Genomic DNA, 14837 nt, shown 5'->3' with positions numbered 1-14837 from the left:
TTGCGGGGCGCTGTTGCGCGTTCCGAGCCGTCGAGGAGCCGCCACGCGGTGTCCGGCGAGGACCAGTCCGGCGGGGTCGACGCGCGGGAAGTGCTTGCGGTGCAGTCACTTCCAGAGCCCGCGCAGCCGGTCGCACCGCAGGGGCACCGGGTGGAACTGCGCGAGGTTCGATTCGGTTACGACGATGAGCACGAGGTACTGTGCGGGATCGACCTGGTGCTGGCGCCGGGGACGGTCACCGCGATCGTCGGGCCGTCGGGCAGTGGAAAGTCCACCCTGGTTCAGCTTTTGCCGCGGTTCTTCGATCCGACGCACGGGTCGGTCACCCTCGGCGGTGTTGATCTGCGCGAAATCGGCAGTCGAGAGCTCTACCGGATGGTCTCCTTCGTCTTCCAGGATGTTCGACTGCTGCGCGCGTCGGTCGCGGACAATATCGCGCTCGCGGTACCGCATGCCGACCTCGATGACGTGGTGCGCGCCGCCCGGCTGGCGAATATCCACGATCGAATTCTCGAACTGCCGCACGGATACGACACCGTGATCGATGCGCAGGCGAGACTGTCCGGCGGTGAGGCACAGCGGATTTCGATCGCACGCGCACTGCTCGCCGACACACCCGTGCTGGTGCTCGACGAGGCGACCGCTTTCGCCGACCCGCAGACCGAACAGGCGGTGCGTCAGGCCTTGGCGACGCTGGCGGGCGATCGGACGATTCTGATCATCGCCCATCGCATGGAGACGATCGCCGACGCGGACACCGTGGTGATGCTGGAATACGGGTCCATCGTCGAGCACGGCAGGCCCGCCGAACTCCTCGCACAGGGCGGAAAGTTCGCGGCGTTCTGGCATTCACAACGATCGGCAATCGACACCGAAACCCCTTGGGGGATGACAATCGGCGGGGCGGGTAAATACGGCGCCGCACAAGGAGACGAGCGATGATTCGAATGCTACTGCGCGTGCTCGGACCCGGGTATGCCAAGCCGGTACGCCGCACCTTGATCCTGATGACGACGACCGCGATAGCCGAGGGTTTGTCCTACGCACTGCTGGTTCCCGTACTGCGGGAACTCTTCGGGAGCACACCCGCGGCCGCCTGTCCCTGGCTGATCGCCTTCGCGGCCGCCGTCGCGGTCTACGCGGTGCTGCGCTATCGCAGCGATCTGTCCGGCTTCCGGGTCGGGACCACCCTGTTGCGCGGCATGTATCACCGGCTCGGCGACCATCTGGCCCGATTGCCGCTCGGCTGGTACGGCCCTGGCCGTGTCGGGGAGGTCTCCGTCCTGGCCAGCCGCGGTGTGCTGCAGGCGATGAGCGTGATCGCGCATCTGCTGGCACCGTTCATCTCCGCCGCGGTGACTCCGTTGACAATCGTCGCCGTGATGTTCGCCTACAACTGGCAACTGGGGTCGGCCGCATTGCTGGCCGCCCCGATCATCGCGGCGATCCAGATCTGGACCGGACGTTCGATGGCCGCCGACGATGCGCAGCGCGTCGAACGCGACCACGAGGCCACCGGACGCGTCATCGAATATCTCCAAGCCCAGCCGGTGCTGCGGGCGGGCGGGCGGACCGCCGAACGCTTTCGGTTGCTCGACGACTCACTGCACGAAGTCCAACGCACATCCCGCCGCACCACGCTGTCGGCGCTACCGGGCATAGTAGGCCTGGCGATCACGGTGCAGGCGACATTCACCGCCCTACTCACCCTGGGTGCCTACCTCGCCCTCGGCGGACCTGGGCTACCCGGTCGCGCCGCAACCTCCGCTCCCATCGGCGCGGCAGAGCTTTTGGCGATCCTGGTGCTGGCCGCCCGCTGCGCGGAGCCGCTGCTGTCGCTATCGGAAATCGGCGGCAAACTCCGCGGCGCGCGTTCGGTGCTCACGAGACTCGAGACGGTATTGCGCACCGAACCGCTACCGGAAGCTCCCAACCCGATCCAGCCGGCGGGTGGTGACGTGGAGTTCGAATCCATCACCTTCCGCCAGGGCGACCGCACCGTGTTCGACGATGTGTCGCTGTCGGTACCAGCGGGCCAACGGCTTGCCGTTGTCGGACCGTCGGGAGCGGGTAAAACCACCCTGCTGCAATTGCTCGCGCGGTTCTACGACGTGGACGCGGGCGCGGTCCGGGTCGGTGGCGTGGACGTCCGCGCCATCGCCACCGACGTGCTGATGGACCAGATCGCCATCGTTTTCCAGGATGTCTATCTCTTCGACGGCACCATCGAGGAAAACGTGCGCCTCGGCCGTCCCGACGCCGAGGACGCCGACGTGCGGGCGGCAGCGAGCGCAGCGCGGTTGGACGAGGTGATCGAGCGATTGCCCGGTGGCTGGGCGGCGCATGTCGGCGAGGGCGGCGCACTGCTTTCCGGTGGTGACCGCCAGCGGGTTTCGATCGCGCGAGCGCTGCTGAAGAATGCGCCCATTGTGCTGCTGGACCAGGTGACCTCGGCGCTGGATCCGGTGAACGAGGCGGCCGTCCACGAAGGTATCGAGCGCTTGATGGTGGGGCGGACGGTGGTGCTGGTCGCGCATCGGCTGCGGACCGTCCAACGCGCCGATCACATCGTCTTCCTCGACGGCGGCCGGATCGTCGAACAGGGCACGCACGTCGAACTCCTGCACCGCGCTGGCCGCTACGCCGAGTTCTGGAATCTATCCCTGACATCTTGACCAGCCGATACCGACATTCGAATACGCCAGTGTTCGTGTCACTAATGGGAACACCTACCAGCTGTGGGTAACGTCTGCTCCGTTATCGAAGCGAAATAAGCAGACGAGGCATATGTCGAGGACCCGAAGCTTTACCCGGCTGACCGCGGCCGCTGCCGCGGGTTTGATCGGACTTGCCGTGGCGGCGTTGCCCGCGCAGGCACAGCAGAGTCCGGACAACCCGCAGTACGCGCCGACCATGCTCATTCTGGACGCGTCCGGTTCCATGCAGCGCCCCGATCCGTCGGGCACCATGATGGATGCCGCAAAGACCGCCGTGCGAAACTTCGTCGGTTCCGCCCCCGCGACATCCAAAGTGGGGTTGACCGTTTACGGCACGAACACCGGAAATACCGAGGCGGAGAAGGCATCCGGCTGCCGTGACGTCCGGGTTCTGCACAAACCCGAAACCCTGGACCGGACCGCATTGACCAGCGCGGTCGACGGAATCAAGGCCAGTGGCTGGACGCCGATGGGCACGGCACTGCGCCAGGCCGCCGAGACACTGCCGAAATCGGGTCCGCGCTCGATCGTCCTGGTCTCCGACGGCGACGACACCTGCTCCCCACCCGAGCCCTGTGAAGTCGCCCGCGAATTGAAAAAGCAGGGGCTCGATCTCATCGTGCACACCATCGGATTCGCCGTCGACGCCAAGGCCCGCGACCAGCTGACCTGCATGGCGCAGGCCACTGGTGGTACCTACAGCGACGCCGCCGATGGTCCCGCACTCGAACGGACGCTGCCGCGCATATCATCGGCCGCCTTGCGCAATTACCAGGCCGTCGGCATACCGATCACCGGCGCCCCGACCTACGCCGCCGCGCCGGTCGCCGCCCCCGGCCAGTATCTGGACACCATCGGGCAGCGGGAAAAGCGCTACTGGGCAGTCGATGTCCCGGCGGGTGCGACCGCGTATTTCAGTGGCACCCTGTCCTTTCCGCGACTGCGTGATATCTCCCCGACCGACGATCTGAACGTGCTCCAAATGCGGGTCTATGGTGCCGACGGCGAGGACTGCAATGTCTTCGAATTCGAGAGCTCCACCAAATCCAGCGACGGTGTCGCGCTCACCGTGGCGAAGGCCTTCGACGGTGCGACCAAGGAACGCACAGGCAACAGCGGCTCCGATAAATGCAAGGGCGGTGGCCGCTACTACTTCCAATTGGCCTGGGAGAAGGTATCGGCCGGTGTGCCGGAACGACTTCCGATCGAACTCATCGTCGGTATCGAACCCGCGGTGACCGACGCCGGTCCGGTCGCGGTCGCACCGCCGACGACCTTCGCTGAACCGAACGGTGCGGGTGCGCCGGTATCCGGCGGCTCATCGTTCACCGTGGCAGGTACGCTGCCGGGCAGCGGTCGCTACACCGATGCGCTCCAGCCGGGTGAATTCGTCTTCTATCGCGTCAGATTGGACTGGGGTCAGGGCCTCGCGTATCGAGTCCGGTTCGGGGCCAATGGCGTTCGCGGACTCGACAACCTCTCCAATATCCGAACCACCCTCTACAGCCCGATCCGCGAGGAGATCGATTCGGACTTCTCCTCCTATACCGGCACCGAGGGTGTCCTGCCGACGAATAAGGCGATAGCCACGGTGCCGATTCGGTACAACAACCGCAAGGCCGACCAGCTGGAGTCACGACGGGAGGCGGTGGCCGGTTGGTACTACATCGCCGTCAAACTCGGCTCGACCTTCGAGCAGGGTGAGAACCGTCCGGTATCGGTGCAATTGGATCTCACCGTCACCGATACCAAGGAGAGCGGTCCGAAGTACGCGAGCACCATCGGCGACGGAGTTTTCGGCGAGAATTCGACCGGCGTGAAGACGCCGACGAGCCGCACGCCGGGTGCGGCGCCCGCGGTGGCGGAATCGCGGGCCGCCGATTCGAATTCGTCGACCGACTTGATCGCGATCGGTGTGATCGGCGCCGCGATCATCGGCGTGGCCGGTGTGCTGATCGGATTACTGGTCGTACGCAGACGACGCGGATAGCGCCGAAGCCCGCTGGCGCCAACCGGTGTCAGCGGGCTGCTTCGAGACCGAGCTTTCCGGCGAGACGGCTCAGGTATGCGCGCACGTCCTCGGCGTCGCGATCGGGCAGCCCGAAAACCGCTTCGGTGATACCCAATTCGGCCCACTGCGCGAGCTGTGCGGTGTCGTGACGTCCGGCCAGCGCAATGATTTCCGGACTGCCCTCGCGCTCGTGTTCACGCCAAATCCGGTGCAGCAGTTCGATCTTCTCCCCGAGGCCGTCCTCGGTGGGGGTGGTAAGCCAGCCGTCGGCGTTCTTGGCCAGCCAGGTGAACGACTGCTCGGTCCCGGCCGCGCCGAGAATCACCGGAATCCGTTTCTGCACCGGCTTGGGCCAAGACCAGCTCGGTCCGAAATTCACGAATTGCCCTGCGAAGCTGGCCTCCTCCTCCGACCATAATGCGCGCATGGCATCCAGATGTTCACGCAATACCGTTCTGCGCTTATTCGCGGGGACTCCGTGATGCGCCATTTCGTCGGTATTCCAGCCGAAACCGACGCCGAGGCTGACCCGACCGCCGGACAGGTGATCCAGCGAGGCGAGGGTTTTGGCCAGCGTGATCGGATGATGTTCGGCGGGCAGGGCGACCGCGGTGGACAACGTGATCCGGCTGGTGACCGCCGCCGCGGTGGCCAGCGCGACCCATGGGTCCAGCGTGCGCAGATACCGGTCGTCGGGCAGGCTCGCATCCCCGGTGCGCGGATGCGCCGCCGCCCGAACCACCGGAATATGGGTATGTTCGGGCACGTAGAAGGCGTCGAATCCGGCCTGTTCGGCGGCCGCGGCCGCATCGGCGGGCGTAATGCCCCGGTCACTGGTGAACAACACAATTCCGTACCGCACCGTGCACGCTCCCATCTCCAAATTAGAACAAGTTCTATCACTTTTAGCGGCGTCGACCAAGTGTCCGGACAACCGTCCAACCCTCGAGACGGTCCCTCGGACCACTACAGATGCGAACCCGGGCCTCGGTTGACTACGGTCGCGCTCATGGGTCCGGACACATTTTCAGGAGGAGACGACACCGCCCCGGGCGATCAAGCGGCCAGGCGGCCGCGCTTGCGCTTCCTGCGAGCGCCCCGCGTGCCAGTCGTCAAACAGGCGGTCGACCTGCTGGTCGCCGACCGTCCGGCCACCGCCGACCACATCGTCGCCGCACCGACACCGCTGCAGCCGATCGATCTCACCGACGATGCCCGCGTCGCCGAGGTGCTCGATTTGGCCGTGCGGGTGGGTGAGGTGGTGCTTGCCTCAGGTACGGGTGTCAACGACACGATGACCCAGGTGCGTTTCATCGCCGCCACCTACGGACTGGCTCGCTGCGATATCGACGTCACCTATGACGCGATCAGGATCTGGGCCGACCGCGGTCCGCTGCTACCGCCCGCCAGCAGCATGCGGGTCGTCAAATACCGATCCCTCGACTTCACTCGCCTCGCCGCCGTCGACCGGCTCACCCGCCGCATCCGTAATGAGGTCGTCCCGCCGAGGGACGCACGTGCCCGCCTGGACGCCATCACCTCGGCGCCGCATCCGTACCACCGGTGGGTCGCCACCTTCGGGTGGTCGCTGCTTGCCGCATCGATCGCCGCGCTGCTCGGCGGCGGTTGGCTGGTCGCCGCCGTCAGCTTCGGCACCACCCTGGCCATCGACCGCGTCAATCGCGTGCTGAATCGCTACGGTCTCCCGTTCTTCTTCCAGCATGTGGTGGGCGGCGCTGTCGCGGCGACACCGGCCCTGCTGCTGGCCGCCTTAGTGGCCACGCTGCACATCGATGTCGACCCGACACTGGTCATCGCCGCCGGAATCACCGTGCTGCTCAGTGGTTTGCAGTTGGTCGGCGCGGTGCAGGACGCGATAACCGGCGCGCCGATCACCGCGACCGCCCGCATGCTCGAGGTCATGATGATGACCGGCGGCATTATCGCGGGCATCGCCATGGCACTGCGAATCGGCGATATCGTCGGCGCCACTATCCCACCGGTTTATCTGACCTCCAGCCGCGATATCACCGATCTGCCGATCAAGATCGTGGCCGGTGCGGTGGCCGCGCTAGCGTTCGCACTCGCCTGCTACGCCGAACGCCGCGCCCTCGCCGCTGCCGCCTTCGGCGGTGCGGCGGGCACGATCTGTTTTCTGCTCGTACAGCATCTGGGCTTCGGTCCGGTGATCTCCTCCGCGGTCGCCGCGACGCTGGTCGGTCTGGCCGGTGGCCTGATGGCGCGCCGGGCGCTGACTCCCCCGCTGGTTGTCGCGCTCGCGGGGATCACCCCGCTGCTCCCCGGCCTGAAGGTGTATCGCGGGCTTTACGCGCTGCTCAACGACGAGCTGTTGATCGGAGGCAATCAGGTGCTCGCCGCGGTCGGCGTCGGATGTGCGCTGGCCGCGGGCGTCACCCTCGGCGAGTGGTTCGACCGCACTGTGCGCCGACCGAGGATCCTGAGCCGATTCGGCTCGATCCGCCGACCGGTCATCGTGCACCGGCGGCGCCATCCGCATCGTCGCGATCCCGGCCGTCGACCATGATGTGGCCGATCACCCGATCCTCTACCGAACTCGTCTCCGCCCGATCGGATTTCGTGCACTGACCCTGCGCTATCTCACTGCGATGTGGGCACCCCGGGGTGAGGATTGTCCACCCTCGGGTTTGCTGGGCGATCCCTGAGGTCTCTGTTTCCCGGGGCCCGGACACCGGAAGGTTAATCGTGCACCCGTTCACGATCCCCCCGGAGGAACCCCCACTATGCAGCCGAGCTACGTCCACCACGTCCATCGGCAGATAAGCGAATACGGGGATACGAGGTCCTACACCTATCTGCGTGAGGTCGGTCGCGAGCTCGTCGAGGATATCGTCACCTACCGCGAACTCGATCGCGATGCCAGGGCCGTGGCCGCTTGGTTGGCCGATCGGCCGGAATCGACGCAGCCCGTTGTGCTCCTCTACCAGGATGGTATGGCGTTTCTGCGAGCTTTTCTCGGCTGCCTGTACGCCGGCGTCGTGGCCGTCCCCGCGCCACTGCCGCACTACGAGCGCAGCGCCGACCGGGTAGCGGGCATAATCGCGGACTCCGGTGCCCGGTTGGTGCTCACGACCAGCCAATTCCAGCCGCTGGTCGCGGCGGCCACGACAGCGGTCGTGGCCGCCACCGACGGTCCGCTCGGTGATCCCAACGTCTGGCAAATGCCCGATATCGACTCCGGGACGATCGCATTCCTGCAATACACCTCGGGATCGACCGGCATCCCGAAGGGCGTCGTCGTGACGCACGGCAATCTTATGCACAACGAGGCGGCTATCGCCGCCGGCGGCGAGCTGGACGATACCGCGACCGGTGTCAGCTGGATCCCGAACTTCCACGACATGGGCCTGATCGGCTTTGTGCTGGGGGCGGTGTACTTCGGCGCGAATCTGGTGTTCATGTCGCCGACGACATTCCTCAAGCGTCCGGTGCGCTGGCTGCAGGCCATCAGCAAGTATCGAGCAACCTACACCGGCGCGCCGAACTTCGCATACGACCTGATCGTGCGCCGAGTGACCGACGAGCAGCTGGCAGATCTCGATCTCAGCAGTCTGCGGTCCGCATTGTGCGGCGCCGAGCCGGTTCGCGAACGGACCGTGGCGGCGGTAAACGAGCGGTTCGCGGTCGCAGGATTGCAGCCCACGGCATTCCTGCCGGCCTACGGCCTGGCGGAGGTGACACTGCTCGCCAGCTACGGACGGATCGACGCGGCACCGGTCTACCTCGACGCCGGACGCGATACCCGGCTCGTCAGCTGCGGACGCGCGGCGCGTGGTCTCGACATCCGCATCGTCGACCCGCACACGCGCAAGCAGGTGCCGGACAACACCGTCGGCGAGATCTGGATTCGCGGCGAGAGCGTTGCGGCCGGCTATTGGAACCGTCCCGACGAGACCCGCGAGGCCTTCGACGCGCATATCGGCACCGAGGGGCCGTTCCTGCGCACCGGTGATCTCGGTCTGCGGCACGACGAGGAGCTGTTCATCGCCGGCCGGCTCAAGGATCTGCTGATCATCAACGGCCGCAACCTCTATCCCCAGGACGTCGAGGAACTGGTGAGCGAGCTGCATCCGGCACTCGCCGGCAGCGTCGGCGTGGCCGTATCCGTCGACGCGGGGGGCCGGGAACGAATGGTCGTGCTGCAAGGCGTCAAGAAGGCGCTGCTCGGCGAGGCCACGCTGACCGAGCTGACCTCGGCGATCAAAATCGCGGTCGCCCGCGGGTTCGATGTGCCCGCGCCGAATGTCGTTCTCGTAGAAACCCGTTCAGTGCATCACACCACCAGCGGCAAGGTCCAGCGCAGCTCGATGCGGGCGGCGTTCCTGGAGGATCGCGTCGAGGGTGTGCTGCACGAAGATCTCGAACCGGCACTGAGCCGATCACTGACCGTCTGACCGACCCGTACCGCCGAGGAGCCGAATATGTTCGATACAGCCGCCGCCTGCCCGACAACAATCCAGGGCTGGCTCGTGAAGCGCGTCGCGGACTACACCGAACGTGCACCGCACCAAGTGGATCCGGCGATTCCGCTCGCCGAGCTCGGCCTCGACTCCGCTTCGGCGGTGACCCTGTGCGGCGAGATCGAGGACCGGTGGTCACTCGATATCGACCCGACCCTGGTCTTCGACTACCCCACCATCTCCGATATCGCCGCCCACCTCGCCGCCGAATTCGCCCACGCCGCATGACCGATATCGCCATCGTCGGCCTCGACTGCCGATTCCCCCATGCCCCCGATCCCGCCGCACTGTGGCAGATGCTGCTCGACGGCCGAGATGCGATCTCGGAGGTGCCAGCGAACCGCTGGCACGCCGATGACTTCCACGATCCGGCCGGTACCCCCGGCACCATCAATACCCGCAGCGGCGGATTCCTCGACGACGCGGACGCATTCGACCACGAATTCTTCGGTATCGCACCGCGCGAGGCCGAGGCGATGGATCCGCAGCAGCGTCTGCTGCTGCAGGCCACTTGGCGCGCCTTCGAAGACGCCACGCTCGACCCACGGGCCCAGTCAGGTTCGCGTACCGGCGTTTTCGTCGGGGTGATGGCCAATGAGTGGGCGAACCTGCAGATGAGCGATTATGCCGCGATCACGCCGCAGCACGGTTCGGGCAATGGGTATTTCATGACCGCGAACCGGCTGTCCTATCAGCTCGATCTGCGCGGTCCGAGTATCGCGGTCGATACCGCCTGTTCGTCATCGCTGGTCTCGGTCCATCTCGCCTGCGGTGCCCTGGCTTCCGGCGAATGTGATCAGGCGGTCGCCGGTGGCGTGAATCTCGTTCTCACCCCGGCCGTCGGTGTGTTCTACACCCAGGCGGGACTGTCCGCGCCCGATGCCCGCTGTAAACCGTTCAGCGGCAACGCCGATGGCATCGTGCGCGGTGAGGGGGTAGCCGTGCTCGTACTGCGGCGTCTGGACGATGCGGTAGCCGAGGGGCTGCCGGTCTACGCGGTGATCAAGGGCAGCGCGGTCAACTCCGACGGCCGCAGCAACGGCATCACCGCGCCGAACCGGTGGGCACAGCAGCAGGTCATCACCGAGGCATACCAGCGGGCCGGAGTACGGCCGCAGGACGTGGACTTCATCGAAGCGCACGGCACTGGAACGATTCTCGGTGACATGATCGAGATCAAGGCGCTCGGCGCACTGCACGGGACGAACCGCGCCGAACCATGCGGCATCGGTTCGATCAAGGGCAATCTCGGTCATACCGAGGGCGCTGCGGGAGTCGCCGGACTGATCAAGGTCGCGCTCGGTCTGCACCATGGTGTGGTCGCGCCGACGAGATTCGCCGAGCAGGAAAATCCCCGGCTACGGATGAGCCACCATGGCCTGCGCCTGGTCGCGGAAGCGATGCCATTGCGTGGACCGGCGCTCGGTGGCGTCAGCAGCTTCGGGATCGGTGGCACGAATGCGCACATTGTGCTGGGCAGCGCACCCGCGAAGACAGCTCCGGCCGCGTCCGGTGGCGGCGTGCTCACCGTCTCGTCGAATGACCAGGAAGGATTGCGGCGCAACGCACTTCGTCTTTCCGATGCATTGGCCTCGGTGCCCGAGGATCGGTTCGCGCAGCTGTGCTGGACCAGTAACCAGGTCAAATCTTCCGGGCGCACTCGACTGGCGATCGTCGCGGCGGATCGTGCCGACGCCATCGCCCGCCTGCGCGACGACCCGGAAGTCGGTGTGGCACAGACTGTCCGCATCGGCTGGATGTTCACTGGTCAGGGTTCGCAATTCGCCGGAATGGCAAGGGCATTGGAAGCGGCGAACCCATCGTTCCAGCGGGCTCTGTGGGCAGTCGACGACCGCATGATCGAATACCTCGGTCGCTCGGTGCGCGACCTGCTGCTCGATGAGAGCACCGATATCGACCACACCGAGCTCGCCCAACCCGCCATCTTCGCGATGGAATACGCACTCGCCCGGTCATTCGCCGACGCGGGCGTGCGGCCCGCATGGCTCATCGGGCACAGCATCGGCGAATTCGCGGCCGCGGCCGTCGCCGGAGTTTTCGACCTCGACGACGCATGTCGACTGGTGGTCGCGCGCGGTCGGCTGATGCAGCGGTTGCCCGAGGGCGGCGCGATGCTCGCCGTGCGCGCCGACGAGGACCAGGTTGCCGATCTGGTCGCGGACGAACCCATGGTCGCGATAGCCGCCGTCAATGCGGGCGCGGAACTCGTGCTTTCCGGTCCCGCAGCCGCGCTCGACCGGATCCGGGTCACGCTAGAGGCACGTGGGATGAACACCAAGGCGCTCACTGTTTCCCATGCGTTCCACAGTCCATTGATGGCACCGATGCTGGCCGAGTTCGAAGCTGTCGCCCGTCGCTGCACCTACCGGACACCCAACATTCCCATCTACTCGACTGTGCGCGGCCGATTGCTCGACGAATCCGAAGCGATGGACGCCGCGTACTGGACCGAACACATCCGTGCGACAGTACGTTTCGCCGAGGCCGTCGAGGCCGCGCTGGGTACCGAGCCCAGCCATATCATCGAGCTCGGCCCGCGCCGGGTCCTGACCCCCATGGTCAGCCGGATACGGCCGGAGCTGACACCGCGCTGCCTGGTGCCGACCCCCGGACCCCGTGCGACCGGCACCGAATTCGCACAAACCCTCGCCGCGCTGTACCGCGACGGTTTCACCCCCGATTGGGATCAGCTCTACCGACCCGCCCAGCGAGTCCGTCACCGCCTGCCGACCTACGAGTTCTCGACCGCACACCGTTTCTGGGTCGAACCCGACACCCACACAACAACTTCCACACCACCCGAGGCAACAACCACCATGGACCAATTGATCGCACTTTTCCGCGAGCAGGCCGCCGTATTAGCCAGTGTCGCAACGGCATCCACCGAGGTACGCACACCGCTGCCGGATGCCGACCGGACGGCTGTCGGTCACGGGGAGGTCGCTGGCATCGTGCGCGCGGAGATGGCCAGGGTCAGCGGCTTCCCAGCCGACCGACTGCGCGACGACCAGACGATCACCGATAGCCTCGGACTCGATTCGATCATGCTTATCGACCTGTTCAGCGGACTCGTCCGCAAACTTCCCGGACTGACCATTGATCCGAGCTGGTTCACGCCTGCGACGACGCTGGACGACGTCATCGGCCACGTCGCGGCTCAGGTCACCGGTGCGCCCGCGCCCGAACCCGAACCGGAACGCGTCGCCGTCGCGCCGGAGTATCGGATCTGCGAGTTCGACGAGGTGCGGGCGATCGGCGATCGGCTCTCCGGTGCCGAGGCGCTCGGGCTGTCCAATCCATACTTTCTGATCAACGATGGCGTCACCCGGGACACCTCGGTGATCGACGGCGCATGCGTGCTCAACTTCTCCAGCTTCAACTATCTGGGCCTGTCCGGGCATCCTGCGGTTGTGACGGCGGTGCAGGATTCGGTCGCGCGCTATGGTAGTTCGTGTTCGGCCAGCCGCGTGCTCTCCGGCGAGAAGCCGGTACACCGCGAACTGGAGGCCGAACTCGCCGGTCTGCTCGGCACCGAGGATGCGATCGCACTGGTCGGCGGCCATTCGACGAATGTCACGATCATCGGACATATCGTCGGCCCGCAGGATCTGGTGATCCACGACAGCCTCGCGCACGACAGCATCCTGCAGGGCTGCAAACTGTCCGGCGCGACGCGGCGGCCGTTCCCGCACAACGACCATGCGGCGCTCGACCGGCTGCTGACCGAAATCCGGCACCAATACCGCCGCGTGCTGATCCTCATCGAGGGCGTCTACAGCCAGGACGGCGATATTCCGGATCTGCCCGCGATCATCGAGGTCAAGCGGAAGCATCAGGCGCTGTTGATGATCGATGAGGCGCACAGTATCGGTGTGCTCGGCGCTAACGGTGGCGGCATCGGCGAATACTTCGATGTCGATCGCGGCGACGTCGAATTGTGGTCCGGCACAATGTCGAAGGCGCTGGCTGGCTGCGGCGGCTATGTGGCGGGCAGCGCCGAACTGATTCGCTTCCTCAAATACACCACGCCGGGATTCGTCTACAGCGTCGGCATGACCCCGATGAATGCGGCGGCATCGGCGGCGGCGATCCGCCAACTGCGCGCCGATCGCACACCGCTGGATCGCCTGCGGCACAATGCACAACTTTTTCTGCGGCTGGCCCGCGATGCGGGTATCGACACCGGTGACAGCGCGGACACCCCGATCATCCCTTGCATCATCGGCGACTCGATGCAGACGCTGACACTGTCGAACGCGCTATTGCGCCACGGCATCAATGTCAACCCGATCCTCTACCCGGCAGTACCGGAAAACCTTGCCCGCCTGCGCTTCTTCATCACCGCATGCCACACCGAGGAACAGATTCGCGACACGGTGAAGATTCTCGCTGAGGAGTTGGCCCTGCTTCGGTCAGCTGGCCGAGCCGAACTCCCGACCGATTTCGGCGAATAACACCGGGGCATCGGCACCGAAGGTGACCGCGGCGGTATGCAGCGCGTCTATCGCCGCGGTCAGCGCGTCCGGATCCATTGCGTGCTCGATGGTGCTCAATGCGAAGTGGGGGCGATGCACCGGACCGATATCGAACGGATTCGTCTGCGAACGCCTCGACACCCCGATTGATGCGACAAGTTGGCGCGACCTGTCTTGGGCAGGTCCGAACTCCTCCTCGTCCAGACGCCCGAAGGCGATCTCCATGTCATCGAACGGCGCGGGCAGTGGTCGTCGCCCTTCGTTCAATGCCGTCAATGCCGGTGCTACCCAGGGTCTTTCGGCGATGCCAGCCAACTCACAGACCTTGACCGCGCACCGTCGAGCCAGCCGCCGCAAGGTCGGCTCATCCATGGCGGCGATCGCCTCGGCCAGCGGGCGATCGAAGCGAGCCAGTTCCGCAGCCGAAAACTGTTCGCTCAGTTCCGGTATCGGTTCGCCGCCCCATTCGGTGCGCGCCATCTCCGCTTCGAGGTCAGTGGCCCGGATGCGTCGGGAGCCCGTGGAGTCCATGAGGAGAACCCAGTCCTCATCCACGAAATCCTCGGCTGCTGTTCGCTCGGATATCGGCAGATTCTCCGGGATGCCGTAGCCGGGCATATCCCACTGCCGGTGCGGCAGGAGATCACCACCGTCGTCGGGCCACAACCGGATCCGCCAGATATCACCGGGCGTCGTGGTTCCCGGCCATCCATAGCTCACGAATCCGCGGCCGCTGACTTCGATCAGATAATCACCGGGCGGAACCGGGCACGGATCGGCCCAGGTACCTGGCGGCGACGAAATACTCAGCGTCCCATCGGAATCCACGCCGAGCCGACCCTCGCAGATCTGCTGCCAGTCGTCGCGATCGTTCGGCGGCCTGTCATCCCACACCTGCACCGTGATCGACATCTCGAAGTTGTTCTGATGCGGACTCAGCACGAGCAGAGCGGTGCCGTCGCCCGCGCACGGCCGCTGCGCCGATGCCTGATCGAGCAGGTCGAGTTCACAATCCGGATCGCCGAAACCGCCGTCTATGCAGAACTGGCCGTAATCCATCATCAGCTGGACGGTATGTTCGGCAATTCGGTTCGCCCCGTTGGTCATTCGGTCA

Annotated in this window: 9 protein-coding genes; 7 read left to right on the top strand and 2 right to left on the bottom strand. The window is 65.7% G+C overall.

What is annotated here, in order from left to right; genetic code table 11:
- Window positions 1-48: 48 nt before the first annotated feature.
- From ACQP2U_RS16520 to ACQP2U_RS16510, 3 genes are all read left to right on the top strand, one after another.
- A complete protein-coding gene (locus ACQP2U_RS16520) occupies window positions 49-942 on the top strand; it encodes an ABC transporter ATP-binding protein (protein ID WP_433715480.1) in 894 nt (297 codons plus the stop codon).
- Window positions 939-2675 carry an ABC transporter ATP-binding protein gene (locus tag ACQP2U_RS16515; RefSeq protein ID WP_433715479.1) on the top strand — a complete coding sequence of 579 codons (1737 nt, stop codon included), beginning with the start codon at window positions 939-941 and terminating at the stop codon, window positions 2673-2675. Before ACQP2U_RS16520 ends, ACQP2U_RS16515 begins: the two co-directional genes overlap by 4 nt.
- Window positions 2676-2787: 112 nt before the next feature.
- On the top strand, window positions 2788-4707 hold the full coding sequence (locus tag ACQP2U_RS16510; protein WP_433715478.1) for a VWA domain-containing protein: 1920 nt from the start codon (window positions 2788-2790) through the stop codon (window positions 4705-4707).
- Between the two features lie 28 nt (window positions 4708-4735).
- On the opposite strand, the gene ACQP2U_RS16505 is transcribed toward ACQP2U_RS16510, so the two are convergent.
- Window positions 4736-5590, bottom strand: a complete 855-nt coding sequence (locus tag ACQP2U_RS16505; protein ID WP_433715477.1) for a TIGR03619 family F420-dependent LLM class oxidoreductase — start codon at window positions 5588-5590, stop codon at window positions 4736-4738.
- Between the two features lie 240 nt (window positions 5591-5830).
- On the opposite strand from ACQP2U_RS16505, the gene ACQP2U_RS16500 reads away from it, so the two are divergent.
- The 4 genes from ACQP2U_RS16500 (at window position 5831) to ACQP2U_RS16485 (ending at window position 13702) form a co-directional block, all read left to right on the top strand.
- The gene (locus ACQP2U_RS16500; protein ID WP_433716488.1) at window positions 5831-7273 is read left to right on the top strand and encodes a threonine/serine ThrE exporter family protein; all 1443 of its coding nucleotides are present in this window, start codon (window positions 5831-5833) and stop codon (window positions 7271-7273) included.
- Between the two features lie 217 nt (window positions 7274-7490).
- Complete coding sequence (locus tag ACQP2U_RS16495; RefSeq protein ID WP_433715476.1) at window positions 7491-9161, top strand: fatty acyl-AMP ligase; 1671 nt, start codon at window positions 7491-7493, stop codon at window positions 9159-9161.
- A gap of 27 nt (window positions 9162-9188) precedes the next feature.
- A complete protein-coding gene (locus ACQP2U_RS16490) occupies window positions 9189-9455 on the top strand; it encodes an acyl carrier protein (protein ID WP_397034778.1) in 267 nt (88 codons plus the stop codon).
- A complete protein-coding gene (locus tag ACQP2U_RS16485; protein ID WP_433715475.1) occupies window positions 9452-13702 on the top strand; it encodes a type I polyketide synthase in 4251 nt (1416 codons plus the stop codon). The genes ACQP2U_RS16490 and ACQP2U_RS16485 overlap by 4 nt, the downstream gene beginning before the upstream one ends.
- Here the strand turns inward: ACQP2U_RS16485 and ACQP2U_RS16480 are convergent.
- On the bottom strand, window positions 13661-14830 hold the full coding sequence (locus tag ACQP2U_RS16480; protein ID WP_433715474.1) for a hypothetical protein: 1170 nt from the start codon (window positions 14828-14830) through the stop codon (window positions 13661-13663). The two genes, ACQP2U_RS16485 and ACQP2U_RS16480, sit on opposite strands and share 42 nt — an antisense overlap.
- Between the last annotated feature and the right edge of the window lie 7 nt (window positions 14831-14837).

Origin of the sequence: Nocardia sp. CA-084685, assembly GCF_050955785.1 — a bacterium.
Lineage (GTDB): Bacteria > Actinomycetota > Actinomycetes > Mycobacteriales > Mycobacteriaceae > Nocardia.
Note: the sequence above shows the minus strand (reverse complement) of the source record. Positions and strands in the feature narration are given on the sequence as shown.